The organism is Cupriavidus sp. MP-37 (genome assembly GCF_020618415.1).
Taxonomy (GTDB): Bacteria; Pseudomonadota; Gammaproteobacteria; order Burkholderiales; family Burkholderiaceae; genus Cupriavidus.
Genome location: NZ_CP085344.1, coordinates 2,761,796 through 2,776,475, shown reverse-complemented (window position 1 = coordinate 2,776,475; position 14,680 = coordinate 2,761,796). Strand labels below are relative to the sequence as shown.

At 69.7% G+C, this 14,680-nt stretch carries 14 protein-coding genes; 8 read left to right on the top strand and 6 right to left on the bottom strand.

Translation table 11 applies throughout. The features are described from left to right. Nucleotides 1-5: 5 nt before the first annotated feature. From ureE to ureG, 4 genes are all read left to right on the top strand, one after another. Nucleotides 6-596 (top strand): urease accessory protein UreE, encoded by a 591-nt coding sequence (ureE, locus tag LIN44_RS12800; RefSeq protein WP_227312394.1) that lies wholly within the window; start codon nt 6-8, stop codon nt 594-596. Between the two features lie 367 nt (nt 597-963). Further along, nucleotides 964-1,314, top strand: coding sequence for an endonuclease domain-containing protein (locus LIN44_RS12795; protein WP_227312393.1), 351 nt, complete (start codon nt 964-966; stop codon nt 1,312-1,314). Further along, nucleotides 1,311-2,003 carry an urease accessory protein UreF gene (locus tag LIN44_RS12790; RefSeq protein ID WP_227312392.1) on the top strand — a complete coding sequence of 231 codons (693 nt, stop codon included), beginning with the start codon at nt 1,311-1,313 and terminating at the stop codon, nt 2,001-2,003. Before LIN44_RS12795 ends, LIN44_RS12790 begins: the two co-directional genes overlap by 4 nt. A 14-nt stretch (nt 2,004-2,017) precedes the next feature. Next, nucleotides 2,018-2,647: an urease accessory protein UreG gene (ureG, locus tag LIN44_RS12785; RefSeq protein WP_227312391.1), complete on the top strand. Its 630-nt coding sequence runs from the start codon at nt 2,018-2,020 to the stop codon at nt 2,645-2,647. Here ureG and LIN44_RS12780 read toward each other — a convergent pair. Continuing rightward, nucleotides 2,644-3,063, bottom strand: coding sequence for a helix-turn-helix domain-containing protein (locus LIN44_RS12780; RefSeq protein WP_255638000.1), 420 nt, complete (start codon nt 3,061-3,063; stop codon nt 2,644-2,646). The genes ureG and LIN44_RS12780 overlap by 4 nt on opposite strands. Before the next feature lie 296 nt (nt 3,064-3,359). Here LIN44_RS12780 and LIN44_RS12775 point away from each other — a divergent pair, with 296 nt between their 5' ends. After that, nucleotides 3,360-4,205 (top strand): hypothetical protein, encoded by an 846-nt coding sequence (locus LIN44_RS12775; RefSeq protein ID WP_227312389.1) that lies wholly within the window; start codon nt 3,360-3,362, stop codon nt 4,203-4,205. 65 nt (nt 4,206-4,270) lie between these two features. Here LIN44_RS12775 and LIN44_RS12770 read toward each other — a convergent pair whose 3' ends face one another. Together LIN44_RS12770 and LIN44_RS12765 are read right to left on the bottom strand one after the other, a co-directional pair. Continuing rightward, nucleotides 4,271-4,963, bottom strand: a complete 693-nt coding sequence (locus tag LIN44_RS12770) for a glutathione binding-like protein (RefSeq protein WP_227312388.1) — start codon at nt 4,961-4,963, stop codon at nt 4,271-4,273. A 179-nt stretch (nt 4,964-5,142) separates the two neighbouring features. Continuing rightward, complete coding sequence (locus LIN44_RS12765) at nt 5,143-6,405, bottom strand: acyl-CoA dehydrogenase family protein (RefSeq protein WP_227312387.1); 1,263 nt, start codon at nt 6,403-6,405, stop codon at nt 5,143-5,145. A gap of 176 nt (nt 6,406-6,581) precedes the next feature. Between LIN44_RS12765 and LIN44_RS12760 the strand changes: the two genes are divergently transcribed. Both LIN44_RS12760 and LIN44_RS12755 read left to right on the top strand, forming a co-directional pair. Next, nucleotides 6,582-7,520, top strand: coding sequence for a LysR family transcriptional regulator (locus LIN44_RS12760; protein ID WP_227312386.1), 939 nt, complete (start codon nt 6,582-6,584; stop codon nt 7,518-7,520). 253 nt (nt 7,521-7,773) lie between these two features. Beyond that, nucleotides 7,774-8,991, top strand: coding sequence for a CAP domain-containing protein (locus LIN44_RS12755; protein WP_370641572.1), 1,218 nt, complete (start codon nt 7,774-7,776; stop codon nt 8,989-8,991). A 33-nt stretch (nt 8,992-9,024) separates the two neighbouring features. Here the strand turns inward: LIN44_RS12755 and LIN44_RS12750 are convergent, their stop codons facing one another. The 3 genes from LIN44_RS12750 to LIN44_RS12740 all read right to left on the bottom strand — a co-directional run bounded on the left by LIN44_RS12750 (nt 9,025) and on the right by LIN44_RS12740 (nt 12,567). Continuing rightward, the gene (locus tag LIN44_RS12750; protein ID WP_227314427.1) at nt 9,025-10,158 is read right to left on the bottom strand and encodes a hypothetical protein; all 1,134 of its coding nucleotides are present in this window, start codon (nt 10,156-10,158) and stop codon (nt 9,025-9,027) included. Further along, nucleotides 10,155-10,769: a sigma-70 family RNA polymerase sigma factor gene (locus LIN44_RS12745; protein ID WP_227312384.1), complete on the bottom strand. Its 615-nt coding sequence runs from the start codon at nt 10,767-10,769 to the stop codon at nt 10,155-10,157. Before LIN44_RS12745 ends, LIN44_RS12750 begins: the two co-directional genes overlap by 4 nt. A 76-nt stretch (nt 10,770-10,845) precedes the next feature. After that, nucleotides 10,846-12,567: a VWA domain-containing protein gene (locus LIN44_RS12740; protein WP_227312383.1), complete on the bottom strand. Its 1,722-nt coding sequence runs from the start codon at nt 12,565-12,567 to the stop codon at nt 10,846-10,848. Between the two features lie 206 nt (nt 12,568-12,773). Between LIN44_RS12740 and ggt the strand changes: the two genes are divergently transcribed. Then, on the top strand, nt 12,774-14,654 hold the full coding sequence (gene ggt / locus LIN44_RS12735; RefSeq protein ID WP_227312382.1) for a gamma-glutamyltransferase: 1,881 nt from the start codon (nt 12,774-12,776) through the stop codon (nt 14,652-14,654). Nucleotides 14,655-14,680 lie beyond the last annotated feature (26 nt).

Here is a 14,680-nt window from a genome sequence, read left to right as displayed (position 1 = left end):
CTGCCATGCTGAAGATTGATAAACATTTGACCGCGCCGCACGGCATCGCCAGCGTGCTGGTGCGCCGCGCCCCCAAGCTGGTGCTGCCGTTCGCCGACCGCAGCAAGAGCCGCCTGCGCGCGGTGCTCGACAACGGCACCGACGCCGCGCTGTTCCTGCCGCGCGGCACCGTGCTGCGCGGCGGCGACCTGCTGGTGGCGGAGGACGGCAGTTTCATCGAGGTCCAGGCCGCCGCCGAGTCCGTGCTGCAAGTGCGCGCACAGGACCCGCACGCGCTGATGCGCGCGGCCTACCACCTCGGCAACCGCCACACCCCGGTGGAGATCGGGCGCGACTACCTGCGGCTCGAATATGACGCAGTGCTGGCCGACATGCTGCAGCGGCTGGGCGTGCACGCGGAGCGCGCGGAGCTGCCGTTCGAGCCGGAAGCGGGCGCCTATGGCGGCGGGCACAAGCATGGGCATGATGCGACGTTCGCGGAGGATTATGCGGCGGCGCAGGCGGTGTTTCATGAGCATCATGGGCACTCGCACTCGCACTCGCATGGTCATGATGGCGAGCATGTCCATGGGGAGCATTGTGGGCATCGGCTGTGATGTGTATGGTCGGTGTGGAGGGAGGGCGCGAACGATGGCCAGAGATAACGAATTCAACGCATCCAAACTGACGTCTTCCGCTCGCGGGCATACCGCTAGCCTGGACCTTGTGGACGCTCCCGGCCCTCACCCCAGCCCTCTCCCGCGCGCGGGAGAGGGAGCCAACCATCGGCACGTGCTGCCCGCTTGCGGACGTACCGCTGGCCTGGACCTTGTGGACGCTCCTGGCCCTCACCCCAACCCTCTCCCGCGCGCGGGAGAGGGAGCCAACAATCGGCAAGTATCAGGTGCTGCAGTGCTGTCCGGCGCTGCGGGTTTGCTCCCCTCTCCCGCTTGCGGGAGAGGGGCAGGGGGTGAGGGCGAGCGTATGCCGAAGCCGGCGTTCGCTCGCTTGCTGCGTGCGCACCAGACCAACGCTGAGCAGCGTCTTTGGTATCAACTACGCGACCGCCGCTTCATGGGGTTGAAATTCAAGCGGCAACACCAGATAGGACCATTCATCGTCGATTTCGTTTGCATCGACGCCAAGCTTGTGATCGAAGCAGACGGAGGTCAGCACGGCGACGCCGGGGACGCGGCTCGCGATGCCTGGTTCCGGCGGCAAGGTTTCCATGTTTTGCGCTTCTGGAACTCCGAGGTGCTGGGGCAGACGGACGCGGTATTGGAAACGATCCGTCAGTTTGTGCTGGAGCGCACCGTTCCTCTGGGCGAGCCATGACCAACCTCCACCAACTCATCGCCCTGCTGCACCTCGCTTCGCCGTCGCTACCCATCGGCGGCTTCAGCTATTCACAAGGCCTCGAAGCCGCAATCGAATCCGGTGTCGTGCATGACGCCGCCACCGCCGAGCGCTGGATCCGCGACAACCTGCGGCATGTCCAGGCGCAATGCGAGGCGCCGTTGTGGTTGCTGCTGCATCGCCACTGGCAGGCGGGCGACGCCGCGCAGGTACGGACTTGGAACGACTGGTTCCATGCCACCCGCGAGACCTCGGAGTTACGGCTGGAGACCGAGCAGATGGGCTGGTCGCTGGCCAGGCTGGTCGCGCAGATGGAGTGGGGCGCGCCGTCGCTGCGCGATGCGCTCGCGACGCTGTCGCCCGTATGCCTGCCGAGCGCGTTCACGGCCGCCTGCGTTGCGCTGGAGATCGGCGCGCGCGACGGCCTGGCCGCCTATTGCTTCAACTGGGCCGAGAACCAGGTGGCCGCGGCGATCAAGGCGGTGCCGCTGGGGCAGGTGGCGGGGCAGCACATGCTGCGGCGTCTGCACGGCGCGGTGCTCGATACCGTCGACGAAGCCGCGCACCGCGCCGATGCCACGCCGCCGCAACTGTCGACGTTTTCCCCGATGCTGGGACTGCTGTGCGCACGCCACGAAACGCAGTACTCCCGGCTGTTCCGATCCTGAACCGAACCCGCACCATGACCCTCGCCCGTACCAAGAAAAACCCTCCGCTGCGCGTCGGCGTCGGCGGCCCCGTCGGCTCCGGCAAGACCACGTTGCTGGAAATGCTGTGCAAGGCGATGCGCGACCGCTATGACCTGGTCGCGATCACCAACGACATTTACACCAAGGAGGACCAGCGCCTGCTGACGATCTCCGGCGCGCTGCCGGCTGAGCGCATCCTGGGGGTGGAGACCGGCGGCTGCCCACACACCGCGATCCGCGAGGACGCATCGATCAACCTCGAGGCGGTGGACCGCATGCTGGCGCGCTTCCCGGATGCGGACGTGGTCTTCATCGAGTCCGGCGGCGACAACCTGGCCGCGACCTTCAGCCCAGAACTTTCTGATCTGACGATCTACGTCATCGACGTCGCCGGGGGCGAGAAAATTCCTAGGAAGGGCGGGCCGGGCATCACCAAGTCCGACCTGCTGGTGATCAACAAGACCGACCTGGCGCCGTATGTCGGCGCATCGCTGCCGGTGATGGAAAGCGATGCGCGCAAGATGCGCGGCAGCCGGCCGTTCGTGATGGGCAGCGTCAAGTCGGGGCAGGGCCTGGACGACGTGATTCGCTTCATCGAACGGCAGGGCATGCTGGGAGTCTAGCTTTCGGGACTGGCCTCGGCATCGGGCGCGCAGCGTGCGCCGGAACCGGCGTGCCCAAGCGCCGGGCGGAAGCTGCCCTTGCCCGCCAGCGCCCGCGCCACCGCGGCTACCAGGTTCAGCTCGGGCTCGCTCAGCTCGGACATATGGTGCACGGTGGCCTCGATCGCCGCGCGCTGGCGGTTGCCGAACGGCGCGCGCGCTTGCTCGACCTGCAGCTGGCTGGCGTCGTGGCGGCTGAAGTCGAGCATCTCGGCGGTCGGTACGGCGAGGGTCTCGGCCAGCCTGCAGATGTTGGCCAGCGCGAGGTTGCGCTTGCCGCTTTCGATGCCGCTCAGGTAGGAGCGCGACAGTCCGCTTTCGAGCGAAAGGGTCTCCTGGGACCAGCCGCGTTGCTTGCGTAGCCAGGCGAGATGCAATCCGAAAAGTCTGAGATTTCGAGAGGTCATGGGATCAACAAAAGTTCGGAGTGGTCTGAGGCTAAGGGTTTGACCTTGAGGCCACGACAACTTATCCTCATCCTCACTATCGGTGTCCGATCCGCAAATTGAGGGGCGCGCCAGGCATTGGCGCGGCACGATGGCATCAACCGGGCGGCCTGCATCGCAGCGCCGCGCCAGACGGGTTATTGCGCAAGACTGAGCGTCACGCCGCCACGCGTGCGCCGGCTGCGCGGGCAGGCGCATCGCGCCTGTCGCCCTGCAGGGGGATTGCCATGCAGATCTTCACGCTGTTCGAGGCGCGCATGCGCGCCAGCGATGCCGACCGCCGCGCGCCGTCGGATTTCATTCCCGGATTCCAGCCACGCCTGCTTGCCGCCACTGCCGGTCTCGGCTGCACCTGCGACTACGTCTTCCTCTGCGCCGGCGAGCGCCAGCCTGAATTTTCAGCGGATTGCCATGAATGGTGGGGCTGCCTGCGCGGCGGCCTGCGGCTGTCCTCGCCCGGCCGCGGCAGCTTGCTGGTGGGCGGCGGCGAACTGTTCGCGCCCGCGCCCGGCGTCCCGATGCAGGTGCAGGCGGTGGCCGACACCATCCTGGTGCGCGCGGTGCCGCAAGACCCGGGCGATGCCATGCGCCCCGTGGCCATGCCCGCGGGCGCGTGGCAGTGCGCGCTGGGCGCCCTGGCTCCGGTCGGTGCCGGTACTGGTACCGATGGCGTGGCCGGGCCGGATGCGCTGGCGGACCTGCCGGATGCGGATGGCTGGCCTGCGCAGCAGGGGATGCGCCCGGAGTTTGTCCTGCTGGATGGCCTGGTGGATGACTGGGGCCGGCAGCTGCAGGCGCGCGGGCTGCGCTGGGCGCTGTGTTACCGGGGTGCCATTGCCCTGCACTGGCAGGGGGCGCTGGTGCTTGGCGGCGGCGACATGGCCTTCCTGCAGCCCGGCGCGCTCTACGCGCCGGACGCGCACGAGTCATGCCGGCTCGACGTGCTGGTGCCCGGCACCGGCCTGCTGTGCTGCTTCGGCGCGGACGCCGCCCCGCATGATGGCGTGTCCGCGCGCGGCGGCCGGCGCGCGGGCGGCCACGCCGTGGCGCGCGCTGCGCTGGCGCTGGCCTGATGGCCGGCGTGGCTGCGGACCGGCGCCATGCGCGGACAGCGCAGCCGCCGGCCGCCGCGCAACCTTCAGTGGCGCTTGTACTGCGTGGCGCCGAACAGCACTTCGCGCGCCTTGTCGTCCTGCAGCGCCTTGCGCGCGCTGGCCAGCACCTCCACGCCGCGCTTGACCGCGGGACGCTCGGCGATCTGGTTGAACCAGCGCTTCAGGTGAGGGTAGTCGTCCAGCTCCACGCCCTGGTTCTGCCAGCTGCGCAGCCACGGGAAGGTGGCGATGTCGGCGATGGTGTACTGGTCGCCGGCCAGCCATTCGTGCTTCGACAGCTGCGTGTCGATCACGCCGTACAGGCGCCTGGCTTCATTGGTGTAGCGATTGACCGCGTACTCGATCTTTTCGGGCGCATAGATGCGGAAGTGGTGCGCCTGGCCCAGCATCGGGCCCACGCCGCCCATCTGGAACATCAGCCACTGCAGCGTCTCGTACTTGCCGCGCACGTCCTCGGGCAGGAACTTGCCGGTCTTGCCGGCCAGGTAGAGCAGGATCGCGCCCGATTCGAACAGCGAGATCGGCTTGCCGTCGGGGCCGTCCGGGTCGACGATGGCGGGAATCTTGTTGTTGGGGCTGATCTTCAGGAAGTCCTCGCCGAACTGGTCGCCGGCGCCGATGTTGATCGGGTGGACCTTGTACTCCAGTCCGCACTCCTCCAGCATGATGTGGACTTTGTGGCCATTGGGCGTGGCCCAGGTGTAGACGTCGATCATTGCAGGGATCTCCTGGCTGCATTCATGGGAACGGCCACGTCAACCACCGACGTGGCGAACCGCGCGATTTAAGCACAGAAGAAAAAAACGCGCAGACAGGCTGCGCGTTTTCCACAATGCCGGCAGGGGCGGGCCGCGCCGGCGCGTCCGGGCCCAGCCCGGCCGGCACATCCGCGCGCTCAGAAGCCGCGCGCCACCGGCATCTTGATGGTGTCCGGGTTGACGTTCATGTGCTTGGCCAGCTCCAGCTTGGCGATGGCGTTGCGGTGCACCTCGTCCGGACCGTCGGCCAGGCGCAGCGTGCGCTGGTGCGCCCACCAGCTGGCCAGCGGGAAGTCGCTGGAAATGCCGGCGGCGCCGTGGACCTGGATGGCCCAGTCGATCACCTTCAGCGCCACGTTGGGCGCCACCACCTTGATCATGGCGATCTCGGCCTTGGCCACCTTGTTGCCGACCGTGTCCATCATGTACGCGGCCTTGAGCGTCAGCAGGCGCGCCATCTCGATCTCGCAGCGGGCTTCGGCGATGCGCTCCTGCGTCACGCCCTGGGCTGACACCGGCTTGCCGAACGCCACCCGCGACAGCGCGCGCTTGCACAGCAGTTCCAGCGCGCGCTCGGCCACGCCGATGCTGCGCATGCAGTGGTGGATGCGGCCCGGCCCGAGGCGGCCCTGCGCGATCTCGAAGCCGCGGCCTTCGCCCAGCAGGATGTTCGAGACCGGCACGCGCACGTTCTTCAGTTCGATCTCCATATGGCCGTGCGGCGCGTCGTCGTAGCCGAACACCGGCAGGAAGCGCTTGATGGTGATGCCCGGGGTATCGGCCGGCACCACGACCATCGACTGCTGCTCGTGGCGGCCGGCATCGGGATCGGTCTTGCCCATCACGATGTAGACCTTGCAGCGCGGGTCGCCGGCGCCCGACGACCACCACTTGGTGCCGTTGATCACGTAGTGGTCGCCATCGCGCTCGATGCGGCATTCGATGTTGGTCGCGTCCGACGACGCCACCGCCGGCTCGGTCATCAGGAAGGCCGAGCGGATCTCGCCGGCCAGCAGCGGCTCCAGCCACTGGTCCTTCAGTTCTTCCGACGCGTAGCGCTCCAGCGTTTCCATGTTGCCGGTGTCCGGGGCCGCGCAGTTGAAGACCTCGGCCGACCAGGGCACCCGGCCCATGATCTCGCACAGGGTGGCGTATTCCAGGTTCGACAGGCCCTGCGGGGCGCGCGGCGAACGCGGCAGGAACAGGTTCCACAGGCCGGCTTCGCGCGCCAGCGGCTTCAGTTCCTCGATCACCTTGGTCGGGATCCAGGCGTTGCCGGCGCGGCGGTTGGCGTCGATCTCCTCGGCGAAGCGCTTTTCGTTCGGATAGATGTGCTGGTCGAAGAAGGCCAGCAGCTTGGCCTGCATCTCCTTGACCTTCGGGCTGTACGCGAAATCCATGTGGTCTCCTCGCTACGGGATCGGTGGGCGCCGGCTGCCGACGGCGCCGGTTGGCTGGGTCTTCAGGCAATACCTTGCCGATGGAATGCACTCTATCTGAAAGCGGGTAATTAGAAAAATGAATTTTCTGGATTTGCCAGTATCAATTCCCTGCATTCCGTGCCAGAATCACCAGCATGCAGCTCTCCCGCATCGACCTCAACCTCTTCGTCGTGTTCGACGCCATCTACAGCGAAGGCAGCATCACCGCGGCCGCGCGCCAGCTCAACCTGACGCAGCCGGCGGTCAGCCACGCGCTGGGGCGGCTGCGCACGCTGTTCGACGATCCGCTGTTTGAGCGGCGCGGGCAGGGCATGGCGCCCACGCCGCTGGCGCGTTCGCTGGCGGCCGAGGTCCGCAGCGCGCTGCAATCGTTCGCGCGCACGCTGCAGGACACGCCGCACTTCGATCCCACCAACACCGTGCGCCGCTTCACCATCGGCATGCGCGATGCGCTCGAGTCGACGCTGCTGCCGCCGCTGATGAGCCGCGTCACGGCGATGGCGCCGCAGGTGGAGATCGCCGCGATCCGCTTCGACCGGCGCGAGATGGAATCGGAGCTGCTGGCCGGCACCATCGACGCCGCGCTCGACATCCTGCTGCCGGTGTCGCCGGCGATCCACCATGCCCCGTTCATGGCCGACCCGATGGTGGTGCTGGCACGGCGCGACCATCCGCTGGTGAAGAAGGAACTGACGCTGGAGCGCTACCTCGCGGCCGAACACGTGCATGTGTCGTCGCGCCGCCGCGGCGCGGGGCTCGAAGACCAGGCCCTGCATCGCATGGGCCTGACGCGGCGCGTGCGGCTGCGCTGCCAGCATTACGCCGCGGCGTGCCGCGTGGTCAGCTGCACCGACCTGCTCGCCACGCTGCCGCTGCGCTATGCGCGCATCGCCAACGAGCCCTATGCCAACCGGCTGCTGTCGCTGCCGTTCAAGGTGCCGTCGCTGGAGCTGCATTTGTACTGGCACGCGGGCGGCGAGAACGACGGCGCCAACCGCTGGCTGCGCGAGCAGCTGATGGCGGTGATGGCCTCGCTCGGCAGCGGCATGGGCGACGTGGCCGCTGCCGGCTGACGGCGCTCGACCGACATTGCCGCGGCCCAATTCGATTCAGGTGCGGCGCGCGCGGGTCACACGTAAGCAATTGTTCGCGGGCTAGACCCTCGCGGTCGCGGCCCATACCATCGTCCGGTCTTTCTGCCCCCGGCGCAGCCACCGCGAGCCCGTCCTGCACGGTGCCCGCGACGGGTTATCGCGCCGGCTGTCCGCGCTCGCGGATCCCGCGGGGCAGACCAATTCGCCGACTCCACCACGACGACTCAGACCGATGATTGGGAAACGCCTGCCTGCTGATTGCCACTCCATGCCGTCGCGCCGCGCGCGGCACACCACGCTGGCGCTGACCGCGCTCTGTACCGCCGCGGCGCTGGCGCTGGCCGCCTGCGGCGGCGGCGATGGCGGCGACGGTGCCACCACCGCCAGTGCCGCGCCAGGCGGATCGGCGCCGTCCGGCGCGCAGGCCAGCGCGCCGGCTGGCGGCCAGAGCGCAGCCACGTCCCCGTCGCCGACCTCCCCGGCCGGTTCTACCACAACCACTATCACGGCCGGGGCCTGCTATACCGTCAGCGGTCCGGCGCCGGCCGCCGCGCCGGGCAGCGGCATCTCGCTGCTGCCGGCGCGCGGCAGCGCGGTCAGCAACTACCGCGTACTGGAGGAGCCGCGCAGCGCCGGCCTGTGCTACGCCAACTATCGCCGCGAGCAGGTGGGCCTGCCGCCGCTGGCGGCGCGCGACCCGCTCAATGCCGCCGCGCAGGCCCATACCGACTACATGCTGGCCAACGCCACGCTGACGCACGACGAAAGCAGCGGCAATCCGGGCTACACCGGCGCCACTGCCCACGAGCGCATCCAGGCCGCCTATCCGACCGATGCCACCGCGGAAGTGGTGGCCGGCGCCAACCGCTGGACCTCGGTGGCCAATGCGCAGCTGTCGATGTCGCCCAAGGACGCGCTGGTGTCGGACCTGGTGGACGCGCCGTTCCACCGCGCCGCGCTGCTGGGCAGCTATGGCTCGGCCGGCAGCGGCTTTGCCGAGCGCGTGGGCGCCGACGGCAGCGGCACCTCGGCCAGCTACTACCAGACCGTCGACCTCGCCGACCGGGTCCGCGGCGGCAGCGACAACCAGATGGTGGCCTATCCGTTCGATGGCCAGAACGACGTGCCGGTCAACTGGGTCAACACCGAAAGCCCCAATCCGGCGCCGGGCTATGAGAACCGCACCATGGGCTACCCGGTGTCGCTGCAGGCGATCAATACCTCGCTGCAGTTCGATGCCGACAACTTCGTCATCACCGATGCGGCAGGCAACAACGTCAACTGCATCAAGGTCGACAGCCGTTCCTCGGGCCTGAGCAGCGCGGCGCGCGGCCTGGCGGTGTGCACGCCGGTGGCGCCGCTGGCCAGCCAGCAGCGCTATACCGTGCGGGTGACGGGCCGTCTCGGCGCGCAGCCGGTGGACCTGAGCTGGTCGTTCACCACGCGCTGACCACCACGCGCTGACCACCATGCCGCGGCGCGCTCATTGCGGCGCGCCCGGCGGCAACTCTCCACGCAGCTCGATCCGTACCTGGCCAGGCGCCAGCGTGGGATCGGCCTGCACCGCAACCGGCACGGGCGGGCGCAGACCCGCCGGCATCGCCTGCCACAGCCGTTGCGCCCATTCCCGGATCTCCACATGGTCGGGCTCGGCTGCCCACAGCCCGAGCGGCGCTGCCGTGCCCAGGCGCGCCGCGATGGCCGCGGGATCGTCCCGGGTCGAGACGGTGAGGGCGGACGCCGCCGCCGGGGCACGCGCAGCCATCGCTGGGGCAGCCTTGAGTGCAAAGGCCGGCGGTGCGGCAGGCGCGGGCGCTGATGGTGCGGCTTGCGCGATGGCTGCGTCAGCCGGCGCCTGCGGCGCGGCCGGGCTCGCTGGTGTCGGGGCCTCGCGGTCCAGCGCGGGTTCGTGCGGAACGCTTCGGGTCGCCTCTGTGCCGGGCGCTGCGCGAGATGCCGGGCGGGTCGCAGGCGGAGCGGCCTTGGCGGCTGGCGCTGCGGGTTTGGGGGGCGATGCCGCGGCGGTCTCCGGCAAGGGTGGCGATGGTGCCGTCGACGCTGCCGGCGCTGGCTCGGGCGCGGCGATCTCGGCCGCCGCCATCTCGGCGGTCTCCGTCGGCGATAGCGCGCCATCGTCGATCTGCCGCAGCACGATGCTGGTGGTCAGCCCGGCCACCGCGGCGACGCTGGCGACCAGCCCGAGCGAACGCCACCACCGGCGCGCGCGTGCGGCAGGCGTGAGGCTGGGCGTGGAGGATGGCGGTGCGGTGTTCCGGGCGGATTCCGCAGCCCGGGCTTGCAGCCACCCGGCCGCGGCCGGGCCGAGCCGTGCGCCGAACACGTCTTCCGCCGCCTCGCCCGCGGCCACCCGCGCCAGCACCGCATCGCGCCGCGCCGCCTGGGCGGCCTGCAGCCGCGCGGCTTCTTCCAGCACGGCGGCGGCCAGTGCCGGCGGCGCAGCAAAGGGCAGCCCGGCGCCGTCGGCCTGCTGCTGCGCGGCGCGCGCGGCGGCAAGCACGGAGGCTTCCAGTGCCGGTGGCGGCGGGTAGGCCGGCACGGCTTTCAGCAGTGCCGAGAGCCGGTCCTCGCCGGCGATGAAACGGTCAGCGGCGCTCATGGCCGCGACTCCGGCACGCTGCCGGCCAGATCCGCGCGCAGTCGTGCAAAGGCATAGCGTAGCCGGCTCTTCACGGTCTCGAACTTCTCGCCCAGCATCGCCGCAATCTCTTCGACGCTCATATTGCTGAAGAAGCGCAGCACCACCACTTCGCGCTGCGCGACCGGCAACTGCAGCAGCGCGCGGTGGACGTGCTGCGCGTGCTGTCGCAGCTGCAGTTCCGCTTCCGGCGACAGGTCGTCGGCGGGCAGCTCGGGCAGGTGGTCGTCCAGCGCGTCGCGCTGGCGCGCATCGGCGCTGCGCACCTGGTCCAGCCAGGCATTGCGCGCGATCTGGAACAGGAAGGTGCGGAACGCCGCGCTCGGCTGGTAGTCGCCGCAGCGGGTCATCAGCTTGACCCAGGTCTTCTGCGCGAGGTCCTCGGCTTCGCCGGTATTGCCCTGGCACAGCCAGGCCAGGTAGTTGTAGAGGCCGGCGTTATGCCGGCGGAACAGCTCGGTGACCGGCTGCTCGATGATGCCGCCCGCGACCAGCAGCATCAGGTCGTGGTCCGGCAGCGTACGCAGCGCGTCGGCGGGGGCAGCGGATGGGGCGGGGGCGGCAGCCTGCATGCGCCCGAGTATAGGAGAGCGCAGCGCGGCACGACAGTCCGCGCCACCCTGCGCCGGCTGTGCGCCGCGGTGCGGCTCAGCGTGCCGCATGTCCGGCCGGTGCGCTGCCATGAGAGGCGGCCGGCGTTGCCGAAGCCAGGCTTTGCGCCAGGTCCACCAGCTTGACGAACTCGCCGCGGTAGCCGAAGCGGTCGGCGCCGCGCGCGCCTTGCGCCAGCGCGCGCGCATCGGCGTAGCGCCAGGCGCCGGTGAACTTGCCGCCGCGCAGCACCTGGCCGAAGCCGGCCACCGCCGCGGCAAAGCGGAAGTCGTCGTCGCCCTGCGCCAGCGGGCGCAGCGCCTGCCGCGCGACGGTGACATCGAGCAACTGGCTGGTGCTGGCCGCCGGCAGCTTGTAGCGCAGCCGCACGTGCGCCAGTTCGCCAGCGCGCCCCGTTGCCGGCGCCGCGCGCTGGTAGCGCAGCGGGTCGACCAGCCCGGGCTGACCCGCCAGCGTCAGCTCGTACAGCGCGGTCACGGTATGGCCCGCGCCGATATCGCCGGCATCGACCTTGTCGTTGTTGAAATCCTCGCGCGCCAGCATGCGGTTCTCATAGCCGATCAGCCGGTACTCGCTCACCGTGGCCGGGTTGAACTCCACTTGAATCTTCACGTCGCGCGCGATGGTGGCCAGCGTCGAGCTGATCTCGCTGACCAGCACCTTGTTGCCTTCCATCAGGTTGTCGATGTAGGAGTACGCGCCGTCGCCGGCATCGGCCAGCTGCTCCATCAGCTGCTCGTTGTAGTTGCCGGTGCCGAAGCCCAGCGTCGACAGCGACACCCCCGACTTGCGCTTTTCCTCGACCATGCTCTTGAGCTGGCGGAAGTCGGTCACGCCCACGTTGAAGTCGCCGTCGGTGGCAAGCAGCACGCGGTTGATTCCGCCGGTAATGTAGCTCTGCTGCGCGGCCTGGTAGGCCAGTGCAATGCCGCTGGCGCCGGCGGTGCTGCCGCCCGCCACCAGCTGGTCGATGGCGGCGCTGATGGCGGCCTTGTCGCTGCCCGGCGTGGGCGGCAACGCGACGCGCGTGCTGCCGGCGTAGGTGACCAGCGTGATGCGGTCCTGCGCGCCCAACTGGTTCACCAGCAGCTTGAGTGAGGACTTCAGCAGCGGCAGCTTGTCCGGCGAGTTCATCGAGCCCGACACGTCGACCAGGAACACCAGGTTGGCGGCGGGCAGCGCGCCGCTGGCGACGTCCTTGCCCTTGATGCCGATGCGCAGCAGCACATTGGACGGATGCCATGGCGCGGGCGCCAGCGCGGTGTGCACGGCGAACGGGCGGCCGTCGGCGGGCGGGGCGTAGTCGTAGGGGAAGTAGTTGAGCAGTTCTTCCACGCGCACCGCATCGGCCGGCGGCACCCGGCCGGCATTGAGCAGGCGCCGCACGTTGCTGTAGCTGCCGGTATCGACATCGATGCTGAAGGTGGATACCGGCGCCTGCGCCACCAGCCGGACGCCGTTCTCTTCGATGGCGCCGTAGCGTTCGCGCTCCTCCGGCGCGGGTGCCGGCAGTGGGTAAGGGTGCTGCATTGCCAGCGTGGCGTGCGGCTCGATGCTGTGCATTTCCGCGACGGGTTTGGACTGCGCTGCCCTGGCGTGGTCCGCGTGCGGAGCCGGGGCCATTGCCGGGGACACCGGCGGGGACACCGGCTGGGAGGCCTGCTCGGGCAGCGGCTGCGAAGGGCCGCCGCATGCGGCCAGCGCCAGCGCGAGGGCTGCGGCAAGGCTGGAAAGGATGACCGGTGCGCGTGGTTGCATGTTGTTCTCCTGGAAGGCCGCGGGCAGGGCGCCGGCGTGACCGCCTGTCGATGTAACGGGCGATGCGGGCCGGTGGGGTTGAGGCGGGGCGAAATATTTCTGCCGCCGGCCGTCCGATACAGATGTGGCCAACGCCAGACTTCCTTCCTCGCGGGATGCCGCGATCGCCACTACAATCGTTTGATCCATCTGCCCGGAGATATCGCATGGCTCACCCTGACCTTACTTCGATGGCGTGGCGCGGCGCGCTGGCGCTGGCCCTGTCGGCGCTGCTCGGTGCCTGTGGTACCGCGGGCACAGGTACGGACACGCCGGCCGCCACCAGTGCGCCGGCGGCCGCGGCTCCGCCCACCGCGATGCCGCCGGCGCCGGAGGTGGCCTCGGGCTATCGCCCGGGCATGGCCACCGTCTACGCGCAGCGCCATATGGCGGCCGCGGCCAATCCGCTCGCCACCGAGGCCGGGCGCGCCATGCTGCGCCAGGGCGGCTCGGCCATCGACGCCGCCATCGCCATGCAGGCGGTGCTGACGCTGGTCGAGCCGCAGGCCACCGGCATCGGCGGCGGCGCCTTCATCATGTACTGGGACGGCAAGAACGTGCAGGCCTTCGACGGCCGCGAGACCGCGCCCGCCGGCGCCACCGAGAACCTGTTCCTGCGCCCGGACGGCAAGCCGATGTCGTTCAGCGAGGCCCAGATCGGCGGGCGCTCGGTCGGCACGCCGGGCGTGCTGCGCGCGCTCGAGATGGTGCACCGCAAGCACGGCCGCCTGCCCTGGGCCAGGCTGTTCCAGCCCGCCATCGACCTGGCGGAAAAGGGCTTCCCGATCTCGCAACGGCTCTACACCCAGGTCGCCGCCGACAAGTTCCTGGCCGGTTCGCCGGAGATGGCCGCCTACTTCCTCGATGCCCAGGGCAAGCCCAAGCCGGCCGGCACGGTGCTGAAGAACCCGAAGCTAGCGCAGACGCTGCGCGACATTGCCCGGCGCGGCGCGGGCGTGCTCTACGGCGGCCCGATCGCGCGCGATATCGTGGCCAAGGTGAACAGCGGCAGCAATGCCGGCTCCCTGTCGCTGGCCGACCTGGGCAGCTACCGCGCCAAGCAGCGCGTGCCGGTGTGCACCGACTACAAGCGCTGGAAGATCTGCGGCATGCCGCCGCCGTCGTCGGGCGGCATCGCCATCGCGCAGATCCTCGGTACCCTGCAGGCGCTGGAAACCAAGAATCCCAAATACGCGCTGGCGGCGCTCAAGCCGCAGGCGGTGAACACGCCGGCGCAGCTGGAAGCCCACCCCGACGCGGTCCATGCGATTGCCGAGGCCGACCGCCTGGCCTATGCCGACCGGGGCCTTTACGTCGCCGATGCTGACTTCGTGCCGGTCGACGTCAGCGGCATGGTCAACCCGTCTTACCTCGCCGCGCGCGCCGAACTGATCGGCGAGCAAAGCATGGGCAAGGCCCAGCCGGGTACGCCCCCGGGCGCCACGATGGCCTACGCGCCGGACCGCTCGCCACCGCGCATTTCCACCTCGCAGATCGTCGCGGTCGACGACCGCGGCGGCGCCATCTCGATGACCACCACGATCGAATCGTATTTCGGCTCGCATCTGATGGTGCGCGGCTTCATGCTCAACAACCAGCTCACCGATTTCTCCTTCGTGCCCAGCGAAAACGGCAAGCCGGTGGCCAACCGCGTTCAGCCGGGCAAGCGCCCGCGTTCATCGATGGCGCCGACGCTGGTGTTCGACCGCCAGAGCGGCCAGCTGGTGGCAACGGTCGGTTCGCCGGGCGGCTCGCAGATCATCGAGTACGTATCCAAGGCGCTGGTCGGCATGCTCGACTGGAACCTCGACCTGCAGGCGGCGATCGGCATGGGCAACTTCGGCAGCCGCAACGGCCCGACCGAAGTCGAGCAGGGCCTGGTGTCGCCAGGCCTGGTGCAGGCGCTGCAGGCGCGCGGCCATCAGGTGACGGCGATCGAGATGACCAGTGGCACGCAGGCCATCGTGCGTCGCCAGGGACCGGACGGGAAGACGGTGTGGGCCGGTGGGGCGGATCCGCGGCGGGAAGGGGTGGCGCTGGGGGATTGAAGCGGACGCTAGGTTGCCCTCCCGGG